The sequence below is a fragment of the Haloferax gibbonsii ATCC 33959 genome (assembly GCF_000336775.1).
GTDB classification, from domain to species: domain Archaea; phylum Halobacteriota; class Halobacteria; order Halobacteriales; family Haloferacaceae; genus Haloferax; species Haloferax gibbonsii.
Genome location: NZ_AOLJ01000018.1, coordinates 1 through 15333 on the forward strand (window position 1 = coordinate 1; position 15333 = coordinate 15333).

Genomic DNA, 15333 nt, shown 5'->3' on the forward strand with positions numbered 1-15333 from the left:
TGAAGACGTTCGGGGTGTCGAAGACGCCCGCGAAGTTCAGGCCCTCGTGGAAGTCGCCCTCGGAGGTCGCGCCGTCGCCGAAGCAGACCAGCGCCCCGTAGTCGTCGCCGCGGTAGTTCGCGGCCATGCCGACGCCGGCGGCGTGGGGAATCTGGCTCCCGATGGGGACCGCCTGCGGGAACACCGGCACGTCGTGGTCCGAGTCGTACTCGGCGTGACCGCGCCGAAAGAGGAGGATGTCGCTCGGCGGCACGCCGCGGGCGAGTTGGAGGGCGTTCGACCGATAGGTGGGCAGCAACACGTCGTCGTCGCGCATGGCGTGGGCGGCCCCGATTTGGGAGGCTTCCTGTCCGCGGAACGGCGGGTAGCCGCTCATCCATCCGCGTCGCTGGAGGGCGAGTGCACGCTCGTCGAACCGTCGCGCTCGAATCATGTCGCGGAGGGCGGCGCGGGCGTCGTCTGCGGTGAAACCCGTGTCGTCCAGCCCGCGCTCTGCGATGAGTCGGTGCATGGCGGTGAGTCACGGTCCTTCGTGATAAACATCACCCGTCCGCGGGGCGGCCGAGGCGGGCGGTTCGACCGACGGCGGCGCGGGACGAGCGGGTCACCGAGAGCGACAGGCCAAAGACCACCGCCTCCGTAGGTCGGCTATGGTCTCGGTGGTCAACCTCGTGCTCATGGGCGCGGTCATCGCCCTCCACACGCTCATCGCGGCGGTCATGACCCGCTTTTTCCGCCTTCGACTGAAGACGCAGTGGGGCTACATCCTGTACGCCGTGTTTCTCATCCCGCTCGTGCTGTTCGTCTCGACGCTGGTGTTCTCCGGCGTGTTCGGCATCGGCGTTGATCTCGGCAGCCCCACGGCCGCGCTCGGCGTGATGATAGGGATGCCGCTCGCGCTCGGGTTCACCATCGACACGCTCTACGTCCCGCCGCCGGAGGAGTACGAGAACCTCCCGAACTCGCGGTGAGGCGTGAGTCGGTCGGTGACTAGTTCTCCGCGAGAATCTCTTCGAGCGCCGCCTCGACGGCGTCGAGCACGTCCTCGGGCGACCGCGTCGCGTCGACGCGGACGAACCGCTCCGGTTCGGCCTCGATGAGGCGCTCGTAGTTGGCGCGCACGTCCGCGAGGTACGCCGCCTGTTCGAACTTGTTCGTCGCGCCGCTGCGCGCGGCGGCCGTCTCGGGGTCCACGTCGAGGTAGATGGTCTTGTCCGGCGGCCGAGTGAACGCCGTGTGGATGCCCCTGATGTACTCCATCGGGCGTCTGAGGTCGCTGTCGCGGAGCGAGGCGGCCTGATAGGCGTACCGCGAGTCGGAGTAACGGTCGGAGATGACGAGGTCGCCGTCGGCGAGGGCCGGACGGACGACCCGCGAGAGGTGGTCCGCGTGGTCGGCGGTAAAGAGGAACAGCGTGGCGAGCGGGTCGGCGTCGTCGTCGGCGATAGCGCGGTTGACGGCGTCTCCGTACCACGAGTCCGACGTGGGCTCGCGCGTGAAGACGGCGTCGGGGTACGCGTCGTGGAGCGCCTCCCAGACGGTCGTCTTCCCGCTCCCGTCGAGCCCTTCGAGCGTGACGAGCATACCCTACCAACTCGGCGCTCCGGAAAAAGCGCGCCGAAGCGAGCCGCCGCAACGATAATGTCAACGCAAACCGATACGTGAGACAGTGACAGCCACCCGAGAGTGGTGGAACGACCTCCTACCGAGAGAGAAACCGTACAGCGTCGTCCGCTTCGACGAGAGCGTCCCCCCGACTGACACGTCGTTCGCGACGAAACAGTCCGAGGTCGACCACCCGAGCGACGCGCCCGACAAGTGTCCCGAGGCGACCGCGGAGATAGTGGTCTACGACCGAATCGGTCGGATGGTAAAGCGCACCGACGGCTCGGTCGCGCCCTCGGTTCTCTTCTGAGCGGGTCCGCGCGGAAACCGTCGCCGCGGGTCGGAGCGTCGAACACGCCCGTCCGGGGAGCGCCGTTCCCATCGGAGCGTTCCCCGGCGAAATCGACCTCTATCCCCCGTTAGCTTTACCCTCATTCCGCCGAATATTACGCCATGAAAGTCCTTGTCGTCGGCGGAAGCGGATTCATCGGGAGCCATCTCTGCCGCGAACTGCAGTCGCGGGGACACAGCGTGACCGCGATGTCGCGGAGTCCGAACAGCGAGGACCTCCCCGACGGCGTCGAGAAGGCGATGGGAGACGTGACGGACTACGACTCCATCGCGGGCGCGTTCGAGGGGAAAGACGCGGTCGTGAACCTCGTCGCGCTCTCGCCGCTGTTCGAGCCGAAGGGCGGCAACCGGATGCACGACATCGTCCACTGGCAGGGGACCGAAAACGTCGTGAAGGCCGCGGAGGCCAACGACGTGTCCCGGCTCGTCCAGATGAGCGCGCTCGGGGCCGACACCGACGGCGACACCGCCTACATCCGCTCGAAGGGGAAAGCCGAGCAGGCGGTCAAATCGTCGGGGCTCGACTGGGTCATCTTCCGCCCGTCGGTCGTCTTCGGCGACGGCGGCGAGTTCGTCTCCTTCACGAAGCGGCTCAAGGGGATGTTCGCCCCCGGCGTCCCGCTGTACCCGCTTCCGGGCAACGGGAAGACGCGCTTCCAGCCCATCTGGGTCGGCGACCTCGTCCCGATGCTCGCCGACGGCGTCGAGGACGACGACCGCGTCGGCGAGACCTACCGCATCGGCGGCCCCGAAAAGCTCACGCTCCGCGAAATCACGGAGATGGTGTACGACGCCGAGAACAAGTCCATCACCATCGTCCCGCTGCCGATGGGTCTCGCGGGCGTCGGCCTGACCGTCCTCGGAGCGGTCCCCGGCTTCCCGATGGGGAAAGACCAGTACCGCTCGCTCCAGTTCGACAACACGACCGACCAGAACGACGTGGGCGTCTTCGGCGTCGACACCTCGTCGATGAAGACGCTCGGCGCGTACCTCGCCGAGCGAAACTGACGGCCGTCCGACGTTTGGCGGGAGTTAATCGGTTGTGAACTCCGGCCCATTTCGCCGGTATTAGCCGTTCTTACGGGATAATGTCCGATTAACACCGGTTTCGTGTCGCCGTTTTTCGCCGATAATCTGACGATGGATATACACTTCCCCATCACAACGCTTATGTCTGCGTTCGTACTGCAATTCACGCAATGGCGAGGGGACCGAACCTATGAAGCTCGCAATGATCGGATTCGGGCAAGCCGGGGGAAAAGTAGTCGACAAGTTCGTCGAGTACGACCGGGAACGCAACGCCGGAATCGTCCGCGCTGCGGTCGCGGTGAACTCCGCGAAAGCTGACTTGCTCGGACTGAAGAACATACCGAAGGACCAGCGCGTCCTCATCGGCCAGTCCCGCGTGAAGGGACACGGCGTCGGTGCGGACAACGAACTCGGTGCCGAAATCGCCGAGGAGGACATCGACGAGGTGCAGGGTGCCATCGACAGCATCCCTGTTCACGAAGTCGACGCCTTCCTCGTCGTGTCCGGGCTCGGTGGCGGCACCGGCTCCGGCGGCGCGCCGGTCCTCGCGAAACACCTCAAGCGCATCTACACCGAACCCGTCTACGGTATCGGTATCCTGCCGGGGTCCGACGAGGGTGGTATCTACACGCTCAACGCCGCGCGCTCCTTCCAGACGTTCGTCCGCGAGGTCGACAACCTCCTCGTGTTCGACAACGACGCCTGGCGGAAGACCGGCGAGTCGGTACAGGGGGGGTACGACGAGATCAACGAGGAGATCGTCAACCGATTCGGCGTGCTGTTCGGGGCCGGCGAAGTCCAGGACGGACAGGAAGTCGCGGAGTCCGTCGTCGACTCGTCGGAGATTATCAACACGCTCGCCGGCGGCGGCGTCTCGACCGTCGGCTACGCCTCCGAGGGCGTCGAACCGCGGAAGAACAAGGGCGGCGGCCTCCTGTCCCGGCTGACGGGCGGCGACGAGCCCGACGACAACCTCGACACCGCACACACGACCAACCGAATCACGAGTCTCGTTCGCAAGGCCGCGCTCGGTCGACTCACGCTCCCGTGTGAGATCGAAGGCGCGGAGCGCGCGCTGCTCGTACTCGCTGGTCCGCCGGAGCATCTGAACCGGAAAGGCATAGAGCGCGGGCGGAAGTGGATCGAGGAGCAGACCGGTTCCATGGAAGTTCGCGGCGGCGACTACCCGATTCCGGGCGCGGGGAAGGTGGCGAGTGTCATCCTCCTGTCGGGCGTGACGAACGTCCCGCGCATCAAGGAGCTGCAGCAGGTCGCCATCGAAGCGCAGGATAACATCGAAGAGATCCGCCAAGAGAGCGATTCGAATCTGGAGAACCTCATAAACGATGACGAAGACGAACTGGAGTCGCTTTTCTAAGCTGGCGCTCGCGCTCGTCGTGCTCCTGTCGGCCCTCGCGGGCCCGGTGGGGGCGGTGAGCGTCGCGTCCGAGAACGTTCCCAACGAGGCGCAGGTCGGTTCACAGGTGACCGCGACGGCCACCCTCGATGAACTGTACAGGAACCCGCAACTCGAATCGTGGACGCTCGCGGGCGAGACCGATCTGGAAGACGTGACGTGGACCGTCACGTACTACGACCAGACGGGTGCGAAAGTCGACCAGCAGTCCTTCGACGGGCAGAACTTCAGCGGCGCACAAGTCGCCGCTGGCGACGGAACGAGCGAAGTGGAAATCTCCGTGACGGGGACCGTCCCCGAGGTCGAGGCGTACTCCTACGACCCCGCGCAGACGTTCACGCTCATCTCGCTCGACCAGACCCGCGAAGGTGGCTCCAGTAACGATATCGACACGTGGACCGCCCACCACTACACCGAAGAAAGCGCCGCCGCGCGCACCGAACTCGATAGTGCGCAGGCCGCGATTCAGAGTGCGAGTGGGGCCAACACGCAACAAGCCCAGCAGACGTTCAACAACGCTGTCGAAGCGTTCAACGGCGAAGAGTTCAACCTCGCGACGAACCTCGCCAACGAGGCCGAGACCAGCGCGAACCAGGCACAGCAGTCGAGTCAGACGACCCAACTGCTCATCTACGCCGCGGGCGGCCTGCTCGTCGTCGCGCTCATCGCCGGTGGATTCCTCTACTGGCGGTCCCAGCAGACGACCTACGACAAACTGGGCTGATTCTCAGTGCGAGTCGTCGTTCCCTTCGGGGGACGAACGCCGAAGACCCGACTCGCCTCGTTTTTCGACGCCGACGAGCGACGCGAGTTCGCCGTCGCGATGCTTCGCGACGTGCTCGACGCCGTTCGCGCGGCCGACGGCGACCCGACAGTCGTCGCTGACGCGCCCGTTTCGGTCGATGCACCCGTCACTGTCGACGACCGGCCGCTCACCGAGGTCGTCGGCGACGAACTCGGCGGCGACGACCCGGTCGCGGTCGTCATGGCCGACCTCGCGCTCGCGACGCCCGCCGCGCTCGCGCGGCTGTTCGAGACCGACGCCGACGTGGTCGCCGCGCCCGGCCTCGGCGGCGGAACGAACGCGCTCGTCGTCCGCCATCCCGACTTCTCCGTCGACTACCACGGCGCGTCCATCCTCGACCACCGGCGAATCGCCCGCGACGCCGGCTGTTCGTTCGCGGAGGTGGATTCGATGCGACTCGCCGTCGACGTGGACGAGCCGACCGACCTCGTCGAGGTGCTCGTCCACGGCGAGGGGCGCGCCCGCGAGTGGCTGGTCGACGCCGGCGTCCGACTCGAAGGCGGGTCGGGCAGAGTCGAGGCCGTCCGCGAGCGCCGATAAGACCTTAACGGTCCACGATAAACATTGACTGGCGCGGTTGTCCGTCTGCCCGGCGGGAACTGAGGCAACGTGCGCCGCGCGCTTCCGCGTCGCGAAGACGACGTGGGAGTCGAAGTGGAGTCCGAACGTCGCGACGACGACGCGAGTCACACTCGCAACCAAATCGGGGCGAGCGCCTGACGGCGCCTCGGACGGGCCGGAGACGTGTCTGGCACCAACTATCCGGCCCCGAGCTCGACTTCCGTTTTACCGTCTCTCCGTGCGACTCCAATCGCCGCCGTATCGGCCGCGAGTGACACGCTTTTAGTGGCTCGTCACGCACCGGGAGATATGTTCGCGGGTGCCGACGAGTACGGAGTCGACCTGACTATCGACGACGCCGACGTGGAGCGACTGCTCGCCGTCACCCCCGACGACGCCGACGCGCCGGCGGCGCTTTCGTTCTCGCGGAACGTGTTCATCCCGCTGACGACCGCCTGCCGGTACACCTGCACCTACTGCACCTACTACGACGTGCCCGGCGAGGCGACGCTCATGTCCCTCGACGAGGTCCGCGAGACGGTTCGCACGGGCGCTGACGCGGGCTGTACGGAGGCGCTGTTTACCTTCGGCGACGCCCCCGACGAGCGCTACACGGAGATTCACCGCCAGCTCGACGAGTGGGGCTACGACGACATCCTCGACTATCTCGCGGCGGCCTGCGAGGTCGCCCTCGACGAGGGCCTGTTGCCGCACTCGAACCCCGGCGACCTGACCCGCGAGGAGTTCGCCGACCTCGCGCCCCTGAACGCCAGCATGGGCGTGATGCTGGAGACGACCGCCGACGTGGCCGCCCACTCGGGCAACCGGCGGAAGACGCCGGGGCAGCGGCTCAACACCATCCGCGCCGCGGGCGAAGTGGGCGTCCCCTTCACGACGGGCATCCTCGTCGGCATCGGCGAGACGTGGCGCGACCGCGCCGAGAGCCTGCTCGCCATCCGCGCGCTCCACGAGCGCTACGGCCACGTTCAGGAGGTCATCGTCCAGAACGTCGTCCCCAACGAGCGGTCGGACTACGAGCGCCCGTCGCTCGACACGATGCGCCGGGTCGTCGCGATGGCGCGGGTCGCGCTCCCCGAGGAGGTGTCGGTGCAGGTCCCGCCGAACCTCTCGGCGGCGGCCGACCTCGTCCCCTGCGGCGTCGACGACCTCGGCGGCGTCTCGCCGGTCACGGACGACTACGTCAACCCCGACTACGAGTGGCCGGCGCTGCGGGAACTCGTCGACATCGCCGACGAGGCGGGCGTCCCGCTCCGCGAGCGACTGCCCGTCTACGAGCGGTTCCTCCCCGACGGCGATAGCGTCCGCGACCGGGACGGAACGCCCGACGGCGCGCGCGGAACCGCGCCGGACCGCGAGTGGCTCCGCGAGCCGATTACCGACCGGCTCAGCGCCGACGACGTCCACGGGCGACGGTTCCGGAACGTCGCTCGCGGCGACGGGCCGCTGTCGATTCCGCGGTGAGAGCGACGCGGCCGTCGGCCGGTCTGGTGTAGTTTTCTACCGACGGCGAACGAGAACTGAGTAGAGCGCGACGAGCGCGGCGGTCACGGCGGGCGCGCGGCCCGAGAGCTGCGGCACGCGTTTTCTGACGAGCGCGTAACCGACGCCGACGGCGAGGCTGGCGAGGAGAATCCCCCGCGGGCCGTCGCCGAGCGTCAGGAACCCCGGAACCGAGAGCGCCGCGGCGAGCGCGAGGTCGCCGGGCGAGCCGTCGTAAGCCGCGAGTCGGCGGGGTTCGACCCAGCCGCCGAGACTGCGGACGTAGACGCCGCGGTCGGTCCGCGCCTCCCACGGGCGAGCCTCGCTGCTGCCGCCGAGGTAGTCGGCCGCGCAGTGGAGCGCCGCCGCGACGAACCCCGTCGCCGCGGCCGCGGCCAGCGGGTCGCCCGTCAGGAGCGCGACCGCGCCGAACCCGACCGAGCCGACGACGAACGCCTCGACCTGGTGGAGCGTCCTGCGGTGGACGCCGACGACCATGTCGAGGTCGGGGAAGACGCCGCCGACGAGCGCCGCCGCGACGACGAGCGGCGCGGCCGCGGGAGCGACGAACACGACGGCGGCGGCGAGCGCGAGGCTCATCGCCACGTGCGTCGGGGCCATCACGGGGCGAACACCCCCCGCGCCGGTCGGCGTCGTCGAGTCGTCATCGCTTCGCCTACTCGGCGACCGAGACGTATGAGTTTCGTGGTCCGAACGAGCGCCCCCGAGCGCGGTCACCACCTCGGAGCCTGCGCCTCAGATGCCGAACCACTCGGGCATCCGCTTTCTGAAGCCGGTGTAGAACAGCGCGACGGCGACGCCGACCGCGACGGCGACCCGGACGCCGCCGGAGAAGGCGAGGAAGCCGGGGACCGAAAACAGGAGCGTCAACGCGAGGTCCTCCGGCGCGCCGTCGTAGCGGACGAGGTAGCGGGGCCGGAGCCACCGCCGCGCCGGGTGGACGTACACCGCGCGGTCGGAGGTGCGGTCCCACGGCCGGAGTTCGTCGCCCGCGCCGAGCCAGTCGGACGCGGAGTGGAGCCCCGCCGAGAGGAAGAACAAGGCGACCCCGACGGTGACCGTCGAGGGCGAGGCGACGGCGACAGCGCCGAAAACGGCGGCGGCGACGCTGTAGTAGACGGGGAAGTGCAGGGTCTTGCGGTGGACGCCGACGAAGAGGTCCACGTCGGGGAAGACGCCGCCGGCGAGCGCGCCGACGGCCGCCGCGGTCGCGAGTTCGGGAGCGACCAAGACGAGCGGGGCCGCGAGGGTCAGCCCCACGGCCGCGTGGGTGGTCGCCATCATCTCAGTCGTCGGCGGTCGCCGGGTCGCGGCGGCCGTCGAGCAGGGGCGTCCCGTCCGCGCGGGGGCCGAGCATCGGGCCGTGCGGGCCGTCGTCGGGGTCGATGGGCCGGCGAGTCCGGTAGTCGGTCGAGCGCTCGACCGGCCGGCGGCCGATGGCGGTTATCATGTCGACGTAGTCGTCGAACGAGCGGAACTCGCCGAAGCCGCCGCCGGCGCGCTTCGTTATCTCCTCGGAGAGAATCGTGCCCATGAGGTCGTCAGCGCCGCAGTTGAGGAGCTTCAGCGACTTCGCGTTCCCGAACTTCACCCACGACGACTGGATGTGGTCGACGTTGTCGAGGTAGAGCCGCGAGACGGCGACCAGCAGTTCGTCCTCGTCGTCGGACGCGCCGCCGGTCACGAGGCCGCGGTCGTACAGCGGCGTGTTCTGGTGGATGAACGACAGCGGGACGAACTCGGTGATGCCGCCGTAGCGGTCTTGGAGGTCCCGAATCACGTCGAGGTGGAGCACGCGGTGTTTCTCGGTCTCGACGTGGCCGTACATGATGGTCGCCGTCACGTCGAGGCCGGCTTCCATCGCGCCCTCCATCCCGGCGACCCACTCGTCGGTCCCGATTTTGCCGGGGCAGATGACCTCGCGCACTTCGGGGACGAGAATCTCCGCGGCGGTGCCGGGCGCGCTGTCGAGGCCGGCGTCGGCGAGGCGGCGGTAGACCTCCTCGTAGCTCCAGTCGGTTCCGCGCTTGGCGTGGTGGGCCTCCTCGGGCGTCATCGAGTGGACGTGCGCGCCGTCGACCGACATCGCCGAGAGCTGTTCGGCGTAGCTCGCGGGGTCGGTGTCGTACGCCTCGGGCGGCTTGTAGTTCACCTCGCTGGCGGGGTTGTCGTAGGATTCGAGAATCTCGCGGTGTTCCTCGTCTAAGACGAGCGCGGGGTGGAGCCCGGAGACGGACGTGACCTCGTAGATGCCCATCTCGACCGCGTCGGCGACGATGTCGCGGGACTCGGCGGGCGTCTTCGTGAAGCCGCCGTGGTCGGCGTCGGAGTCGGACTCGAACAGGTGGGCGGTGTTCTTGAAGTTACAGAACAGACAGCCGGTGTTGCAGGCCGTCGTCACGTTGTTGTTGAGGTTGGCGACGAACGTCACGTCGTCGCCGACCATCTCGGCGCGCCGCCGGTCGGCGGCTTCGAGCACGAGTTCCTTGCGCGCGGCGTCGATTCCCTCGCGGTCGGTGCCCGTCGTGATGAGTTCGACGCCGTCGTCGACCGTGAGGCGCTCGCCCGCTCTCGCCTTCGCCAAGGCGTTCTCGAACGACTGGTCTGTCTCCGGGACGTGGTCGAACCCGAAGTCGTCGTGGGCGGCACCGGTCATGCTCGTTTGAAACGCGCCACGGTCCTAAAAACGGGGCGGTACCGGAACTCCGACCGCGGGACGCCGCGGCAGAGAAAGCGTTAGGCCGCCCCGCCGTGTTGTGTCGGGCATGGAACACTCCCCGTCTTCGACGACCGACTCGTCCCTCGGCGACGACCGCGAGAGCCTGCTGTTTTCGGCGCTCGTCGGCGCGGTCGCCAGCATCGTCCTCTCGCCGCTTCCGGGGTCGACCGTCCTCGGCGGCGCAATCTCCGGCTACCTGACCGGAAGCGACCGCGAACTCGGCGTGAAATCCGGCGCGGTCTCCGGGCTGTTCGTGAGTCTCGTCGGCGTGGTCCTCGGCGTCGTCGTCCTCGGCTTCTTCGGCATCTTCGCTATCGGCGTCACCCCGTTCGAGTTGGGATTCGGCCTCGGCATCCTCGGCATCGTCATCGTCGCGCTGTTCGGCCTCGCACTGCTCCTCGTCTACACCGTCGGCCTCGGCGCGCTCGGCGGCTACCTCGGCGCGTACCTCCACGAGGAGTTCGCCTGAACACGTCCACGCCCCTTCGACCCGGCTTCAGGGCTCGGATTCCACGCCGGTGAACTCGAAGCGAGCGCCGCCCGCGTCGCTCTTTCCGACCGAGACCGTCCAGCCGTGGGCGTCGGCGACGTTCGAGACGATTGTCAGTCCGAAGCCGATGCCGGCGGTGCCGGTGGAAAAGCCGCTGTCGAAGATGCGCGAGCGGAGTTCGGGCGGGACGCCGGCGCCGTCGTCCTCGACGTAGAAGCCGTCGTCGAGCGCGCCGACGGTGACGGTGAGGCGGTCCCCGTCGTCAACGGCGTCTTCGGCGTTGGCGGCGTCTTCGGCGTCGTCGCCGCCGTCGGTAGAGCCGGTCTCGCTCTGGGGGCCGTGCTCGACGGCGTCACCGGACACAGTCCGGTTGCCTGTAGAACCATGTTCTACAGCGTCGTCGGATGGAATCCGACTGCCCGTGGAACCGTGTTCTACNGCGTCACCGGACACAGTCCGGTTGCCTGTAGAACCATGTTCTACAGCGTCGTCGGATGGAATCCGACTGCCCGTGGAACCGTGTTCTACAGAGTTCCGCATCAGGTTCTCGAACAGTTGGTGAAGCCGGCCCGCGTCGGCGACGACGGTCCGGTCGGACGCGACGACGAGCGTCGCGTCCCCGGTTTCGACGTTCTCCCAGCACCGCTCTGCGGTCTCGGCGAGGGACACGGACGTCGTGGCGAACGCGTCGGTTCCCTGCCGCGCGAGGACGAGCAGTTCCTCGGTGAGCGCGTTCATCCGGTCGTGCGCCCGCGCCACCGCCGCGAGGTGGTCGTTGTCGACTTCCTCGCGGGCGATGTCGAGGTGGCCCGTGGCGACCGAAAGCGGGTTGCGGAGGTCGTGGGAGACGACGCTCGTGAACTCGTCGAGCCGACGGTTCTGGGCTTCGACCTCGCGTTCGACGTCCCGGCGCGCCGTGATGTCCGTGTAGACCGCGTAGATGGTGTTCTCGCCGACCGGAACCGACCGCAGGAGGAAGTCCTTCTCGCCGTCGGCGGTCCGCCTGCGCACCTCCGTCTGGACGAAGTCGCCGGCGCGGACCATCTCGGTGAGCTTCGCGGCCTCCTCGCGGCGGTCGTCCGGTGCGACCACGTCGTCGATGGCGCGGCCGACGACCTCGGATTCGTCGTAGCCGAACGTCGCCTCGAACGCCGGGTTCACCGCGCGGATGACGGACTCGCCGTCGACGAACTCCGAGTCGATGATGCAGTCGGCGCTGTTCTCGAACAGGGCGGCGTACTGGTCGCGTTCGACCCGAAGCCGGCGCTCGAAGTTGAGCCGCTGGAGCGCCGCGTTCGTGTGGGCGACGAGGAGCTCCGCGAGTTCGAGGTCGATTTCGTCGAACGCGCCGGTCTGCTCGGAGACCGCCTGAAACACGCCGAACGAACCGATGGCGACGCTGAGCCCCGAGCGGTAGTCACCGAACTCGGGGCGGCCGAACGCGTGGAGTTCCATGTCGACCGCGCGGTGGGACTCGCCGGTGCGGAACGTCTCGCCCATCGCGCCCGCGTCCTTCGGGACCGGCCGGAGTTCGCGGTCGGTCGGCGTCGACGACTGCGCCCTCGGGACGAACCGGTCCGCCTCGGCCTCGAAGGCGAAACAGATGTCGAGGTTCAGGATGCGCTCCGCCGCCTCGACGGTCTCCTCGTAGATGTCGTCGGCGTCGGAGGCCGACGCGAGCCGCATGGCGACGCCGTGCAGCGACGTTATCTTCCGCTCGGTGCGCTGAATGCGGCGTTCGAGCCGGGAGACGATGTCGCGTTCGGTGCGCTGGGCCTGCGAGCTTCGGTAGCGGGCGACCGCCGCCCGGACGCGGTCGGCGAGGCGGTCGTAGGAGATGGAGTCGACGTCGTCCGAAAACCGATACACTGCGGCGTCGGCCGCGAGCGGGTCGGCATCGCCACCGCCACCGTCACCGTCGTCGCCCGCCTTGTCGGGGCCGAGGAGGACGACCGGAACTTCGGGATGGCGGTCGCGGACGAGCGCGACGACGTCGGCGGCGGTGTGTTGACCGAACTGCCGCGGGACCAAGAGGCAGTCGACCGTCCGGTCGTCGATGCGGTCGAGCGCGGTACCGAGGTCGAACTCGACGGTGACGGACACGTCGTGGCGGTCGAGCGCGGCCGCGACGGCGTCCGCCCGAGTGCGGTCGGGGGCGACGAAGAGAACGGACGGTGCCGTCCCCGCCGGAGCCCCCGGCGAGGGAGACCGAGTCATGCATCGACATGACGGGGAGGGAGTATCAATTGATTGGTGGGTGTGGCCGGGCGCTCGTGCACTCGGCCACCACCTATTTGCCGCGGGCGACGTGAGCTAGCGGCCCGATGTCCGACGACACCGAAGCGGACGTGACCGACCGCGAACCGAGCGTCGAAGACGACGACGGCCACGGCGTCACGGTCGACGGCGGCGGCGACGCCGGCGCGTCGTCGCCAGAGGAGTCCGAGGAGGTCGACGCCGAGCGACCGGACGAGTCCGAGGAACCGGACGCCGAAGACGAGATGCGAGAACAGGAAGCGGCCGAGACGGAGAACGTCGACAACCACCGCGACGACGAGCCGTTCGACTCCTGACGGGGCGGCAACGCGGTCGCGTTCAGACTCGTTCGACTCGTTTTTCGACTTCGGGGAGGAACGCCGCGAGGTCCCCGCGGACGACCCGGTCGGCGCGGTCGTCGTACTGCGTCGCGTCGAAGTTGACGACGACCAGCGAGCCGCTCTCGGCGGCCCGGCCGGCGAGGCCAGCCGCGGGGTGGACCGTCAGCGACGACCCGAGCGACAGGAACACGTCGGCGTCGCCGGCGAGACGGTTCGCCTCGCTGTAGGCGACGCGGGGGAGGCGCTCGCCGAACAGGACGACGCCGGGCTTGAGCAGGCCGCCGCAGTCGTCGCACGTCGGCGGCGCGTCGCCGGCGCGGACCGCCTCGAAGGCCGGGTCGGCGTCGGTTCGCGCGCCGCAGTCCTCGCAGACGACCTCCGCGGCGTTCCCGTGGAGTTCCACGACGCGGTCCGAGCCGGCATCGCGGTGGAGACCGTCGGTGTTCTGGGTCACGACCGCGTCGAGGACGCCCCGCGATTCGAGGGCCGAAAGCGCGTCGTGACCTGGGTTCGGCTCGACGCCGTCGGGAAACATGCGCTCTTGGAGGCGGACGCGGTCCCGCCAGAACCCCTCGGGGTCGTTGACGAAGCGGTCGCGGTGGAACGACGCCGGGTCGAACTCGGTCTCCCAGATGCCGTCGTCGCCGCGGAAGTCGGGAATCCCCGAGGCCGTGCTCATCCCCGCGCCGGTGAAGGCGACGGCGGTGTCGGCCTCGCGGAGTCGCCGGGCGACCCACGCGGCGTCTGATTCGAGGGCAGCGTCCATAGCCGAACGGAGGGCACAGCCGCGAAAAAGCGATACGATTCGTTCGGTGGGCGCGTTCGTGCATATATTCGACTCGTCTCCGACCGAGATACGCACGGAAGTGGAAGCTTCTTAGTGGGATGAGTCCAGAGGACGACCATGACCAGCGTGAAGGACTTCCGCGTCGAGGAGGAGCCGACGGCGACCGACCTCGGGCGGGGCCGCTTCGTCTTCTCGGACCGCTACTCGGTGTTCGACTGGGGCGAGATGCCCGACCACGTCCCGAACAAGGGCGCGAGCCTCTGTCTCATGGGCGCGTACAACTTCGAACTGCTCGACGTGAACCACGTCCCGACCCACTACCTCGGCGTCGTCGAAGACGGCGAGGTCAAGGAGCTCGGCGAGTGCGAGTCGCCGCCGACGGAGATGGCCATCGAACTCACGCAGGTGCCCGGCCTCCCCCACGAGGACGGCGCGTACGACTACGACGCCTACCACGAGGCCGCCGGCGACAACTACCTCATCCCGCTGGAAATCGTCTTCCGCAACACCGTCCCGGTGGGGTCGAGCCTCCGGCGGCGCGGCGAGCCAGCCGACTACGGTCTCGACGCCGACGAGTGGCCCGACGAGGCCGTCTCCCTCCCCGAGCCGGTCGTGGAGTTCTCCACGAAGTACGAAGAACAGGACCGGTATCTCTCCCGCGAGGAGGCCGACGACATCGCCGGGAAAGTCGACCTCGACCGCCTCGAAGAGCTCGCGCTCGCCGTGAACCACGTGCTGACAGAGCGCGCCGAGAAGGCCGGTTTCGACCACGAGGACGGCAAAATCGAGTGTCTGTACCACGACGGCACCGTCAAGGTCGGCGACGTGGTCGGCACCTTCGACGAGAACCGGTTTTCCTACGGCGGCCAGCAGGTCTCGAAGGAGGTCGTCCGGCAGTACTACAAGCGCGTCCAGCCCGAGTGGGTCGAGGCCGTCAAGGACGCGAAGGCCGAGGCCATCGAGACGGGCGAGCCGAACTGGCGCGGGAACTGCGCGGTCGAGCCCGAGCACCTCCCCGCCGACATCGTCGAGGCGCTGGCGGACCTCTACTGCGCCGGCACCAACGCCTACGTCGACCACGACTGGTTCGACGCGCCGGCCATCGAGGACGCCGTGGCGCGCGTTCGGGACCTGTAGTCGGTCGCCGAGCGAGCACGCCGTTTTTCGTCTGTTCTGTGCCGTTTCCTTCTCACTGTCCGCCGCTATCGCCGACGAGGAACCGCCAGCCGCGGCGGAGGAGTTGGACGACGCCGAGCGCGACGAACACCGTTGCGCCGGTCACGACGCCCGGTTCGACACCGGGAAGCAGCGGGATGAGTCCGAGTTGATGAGCGATGAGGAGGACGGTCGCCACGAGCCACAGCGCGTAGCAGCCGAGGGCGACGCGATAGCGGAGGGAGACGGGCACGGCTCCGAGTCGTGTCGCCGGAGAAATAGGTTTTAGGTTTGGT

At 68.5% G+C, this 15333-nt stretch carries 17 protein-coding genes and 1 pseudogene; 9 read left to right on the forward strand and 9 right to left on the reverse strand.

From position 1 onward, the window contains the following. Nucleotides 1-511: thiamine pyrophosphate-dependent enzyme (locus C454_RS11185; RefSeq protein WP_004975621.1), on the reverse strand; the 511-nt coding region annotated here is incomplete at its 3' end. Between the two features lie 139 nt (nucleotides 512-650). On the opposite strand from C454_RS11185, the gene C454_RS11190 reads away from it, so the two are divergent. Further along, nucleotides 651-971, forward strand: coding sequence for a hypothetical protein (locus C454_RS11190; protein ID WP_004975623.1), 321 nt, complete (start codon nucleotides 651-653; stop codon nucleotides 969-971). A 19-nt stretch (nucleotides 972-990) separates the two neighbouring features. On the opposite strand, the gene tmk is transcribed toward C454_RS11190, so the two are convergent. Beyond that, on the reverse strand, nucleotides 991-1584 hold the full coding sequence (gene tmk, locus C454_RS11195) for a dTMP kinase (protein ID WP_004975625.1): 594 nt from the start codon (nucleotides 1582-1584) through the stop codon (nucleotides 991-993). A gap of 85 nt (nucleotides 1585-1669) precedes the next feature. Between tmk and C454_RS11200 the strand changes: the two genes are divergently transcribed. From C454_RS11200 to cofG, 6 genes are all read left to right on the forward strand, one after another. Beyond that, a complete protein-coding gene (locus C454_RS11200; protein WP_004975626.1) occupies nucleotides 1670-1915 on the forward strand; it encodes a hypothetical protein in 246 nt (81 codons plus the stop codon). Between the two features lie 143 nt (nucleotides 1916-2058). Continuing rightward, nucleotides 2059-2964: a complex I NDUFA9 subunit family protein gene (locus C454_RS11205; RefSeq protein ID WP_004975627.1), complete on the forward strand. Its 906-nt coding sequence runs from the start codon at nucleotides 2059-2061 to the stop codon at nucleotides 2962-2964. Nucleotides 2965-3175: 211 nt separating this feature from the next. Next, a complete protein-coding gene (locus tag C454_RS11210) occupies nucleotides 3176-4363 on the forward strand; it encodes a tubulin/FtsZ family protein (protein ID WP_004975628.1) in 1188 nt (395 codons plus the stop codon). Further along, nucleotides 4332-5126 carry a hypothetical protein gene (locus tag C454_RS11215; RefSeq protein ID WP_004975630.1) on the forward strand — a complete coding sequence of 265 codons (795 nt, stop codon included), beginning with the start codon at nucleotides 4332-4334 and terminating at the stop codon, nucleotides 5124-5126. The genes C454_RS11210 and C454_RS11215 overlap by 32 nt, the downstream gene beginning before the upstream one ends. Nucleotides 5127-5132: 6 nt before the next feature. Further along, nucleotides 5133-5747, forward strand: a complete 615-nt coding sequence (cofC, locus tag C454_RS11220) for a 2-phospho-L-lactate guanylyltransferase (protein WP_004975631.1) — start codon at nucleotides 5133-5135, stop codon at nucleotides 5745-5747. Nucleotides 5748-6077: 330 nt separating this feature from the next. Further along, nucleotides 6078-7250, forward strand: a complete 1173-nt coding sequence (gene cofG, locus C454_RS11225; protein ID WP_004975632.1) for a 7,8-didemethyl-8-hydroxy-5-deazariboflavin synthase subunit CofG — start codon at nucleotides 6078-6080, stop codon at nucleotides 7248-7250. A gap of 36 nt (nucleotides 7251-7286) precedes the next feature. Here the strand turns inward: cofG and C454_RS11230 are convergent, their stop codons facing one another. The 3 genes from C454_RS11230 to cofH all read right to left on the reverse strand — a co-directional run bounded on the left by C454_RS11230 (nucleotide 7287) and on the right by cofH (nucleotide 9945). After that, complete coding sequence (locus tag C454_RS11230; protein WP_004975633.1) at nucleotides 7287-7889, reverse strand: hypothetical protein; 603 nt, start codon at nucleotides 7887-7889, stop codon at nucleotides 7287-7289. A gap of 135 nt (nucleotides 7890-8024) precedes the next feature. Beyond that, nucleotides 8025-8573, reverse strand: coding sequence for a hypothetical protein (locus C454_RS11235; protein ID WP_049905117.1), 549 nt, complete (start codon nucleotides 8571-8573; stop codon nucleotides 8025-8027). A 1-nt stretch (nucleotide 8574) separates the two neighbouring features. Next, complete coding sequence (cofH, locus tag C454_RS11240; RefSeq protein WP_004975635.1) at nucleotides 8575-9945, reverse strand: 7,8-didemethyl-8-hydroxy-5-deazariboflavin synthase subunit CofH; 1371 nt, start codon at nucleotides 9943-9945, stop codon at nucleotides 8575-8577. Between the two features lie 109 nt (nucleotides 9946-10054). Between cofH and C454_RS11245 the strand changes: the two genes are divergently transcribed. Then, nucleotides 10055-10477 (forward strand): DUF5518 domain-containing protein, encoded by a 423-nt coding sequence (locus C454_RS11245; RefSeq protein ID WP_004975637.1) that lies wholly within the window; start codon nucleotides 10055-10057, stop codon nucleotides 10475-10477. 27 nt (nucleotides 10478-10504) lie between these two features. Here C454_RS11245 and C454_RS11250 read toward each other — a convergent pair whose 3' ends face one another. The 3 genes and pseudogenes from C454_RS11250 to C454_RS11260 all read right to left on the reverse strand — a co-directional run bounded on the left by C454_RS11250 (nucleotide 10505) and on the right by C454_RS11260 (nucleotide 13861). After that, nucleotides 10505-12715 (reverse strand): ATP-binding protein, encoded by a 2211-nt coding sequence (locus C454_RS11250; RefSeq protein ID WP_004975639.1) that lies wholly within the window; start codon nucleotides 12713-12715, stop codon nucleotides 10505-10507. Beyond that, nucleotides 12712-13116: pseudogene (locus C454_RS21250) on the reverse strand (hypothetical protein); the annotation flags it as partial. The gene C454_RS11250 and the pseudogene C454_RS21250, both read right to left, overlap by 4 nt. Beyond that, nucleotides 13094-13861 carry an SIR2 family NAD-dependent protein deacylase gene (locus C454_RS11260; RefSeq protein ID WP_004975644.1) on the reverse strand — a complete coding sequence of 256 codons (768 nt, stop codon included), beginning with the start codon at nucleotides 13859-13861 and terminating at the stop codon, nucleotides 13094-13096. The gene C454_RS11260 and the pseudogene C454_RS21250, both read right to left, overlap by 23 nt. 138 nt (nucleotides 13862-13999) lie before the next feature. Between C454_RS11260 and C454_RS11265 the strand changes: the two genes are divergently transcribed. Continuing rightward, nucleotides 14000-15019 carry a phosphoribosylaminoimidazolesuccinocarboxamide synthase gene (locus tag C454_RS11265; RefSeq protein ID WP_004975647.1) on the forward strand — a complete coding sequence of 340 codons (1020 nt, stop codon included), beginning with the start codon at nucleotides 14000-14002 and terminating at the stop codon, nucleotides 15017-15019. Nucleotides 15020-15071: 52 nt separating this feature from the next. Here the strand turns inward: C454_RS11265 and C454_RS11270 are convergent, their stop codons facing one another. Then, nucleotides 15072-15290 carry a hypothetical protein gene (locus C454_RS11270; protein ID WP_004975649.1) on the reverse strand — a complete coding sequence of 73 codons (219 nt, stop codon included), beginning with the start codon at nucleotides 15288-15290 and terminating at the stop codon, nucleotides 15072-15074. Nucleotides 15291-15333: the final 43 nt, after the last annotated feature.

What these genes read in the sequence shown, in the direction of transcription:
- C454_RS11190 (WP_004975623.1), top strand. Translation starts at nt 651, where the DNA reads ATGGTCTCGGTGGTCAACCTCGTGCTCATGGGCGCGGTCATCGCCCTC.
- tmk (WP_004975625.1), bottom strand. Translation starts at nt 1,584, where the DNA reads ATGCTCGTCACGCTCGAAGGGCTCGACGGGAGCGGGAAGACGACCGTC.
- C454_RS11205 (WP_004975627.1), top strand. Translation starts at nt 2,059, where the DNA reads ATGAAAGTCCTTGTCGTCGGCGGAAGCGGATTCATCGGGAGCCATCTC.
- C454_RS11210 (WP_004975628.1), top strand. Translation starts at nt 3,176, where the DNA reads ATGAAGCTCGCAATGATCGGATTCGGGCAAGCCGGGGGAAAAGTAGTC.
- C454_RS11215 (WP_004975630.1), top strand. Translation starts at nt 4,332, where the DNA reads ATGACGAAGACGAACTGGAGTCGCTTTTCTAAGCTGGCGCTCGCGCTC.
- cofG (WP_004975632.1), top strand. Translation starts at nt 6,078, where the DNA reads ATGTTCGCGGGTGCCGACGAGTACGGAGTCGACCTGACTATCGACGAC.
- C454_RS11230 (WP_004975633.1), bottom strand. Translation starts at nt 7,889, where the DNA reads ATGGCCCCGACGCACGTGGCGATGAGCCTCGCGCTCGCCGCCGCCGTC.
- C454_RS11235 (WP_049905117.1), bottom strand. Translation starts at nt 8,573, where the DNA reads ATGATGGCGACCACCCACGCGGCCGTGGGGCTGACCCTCGCGGCCCCG.
- cofH (WP_004975635.1), bottom strand. Translation starts at nt 9,945, where the DNA reads ATGACCGGTGCCGCCCACGACGACTTCGGGTTCGACCACGTCCCGGAG.
- C454_RS11245 (WP_004975637.1), top strand. Translation starts at nt 10,055, where the DNA reads ATGGAACACTCCCCGTCTTCGACGACCGACTCGTCCCTCGGCGACGAC.
- C454_RS11260 (WP_004975644.1), bottom strand. Translation starts at nt 13,861, where the DNA reads ATGGACGCTGCCCTCGAATCAGACGCCGCGTGGGTCGCCCGGCGACTC.
- C454_RS11265 (WP_004975647.1), top strand. Translation starts at nt 14,000, where the DNA reads ATGACCAGCGTGAAGGACTTCCGCGTCGAGGAGGAGCCGACGGCGACC.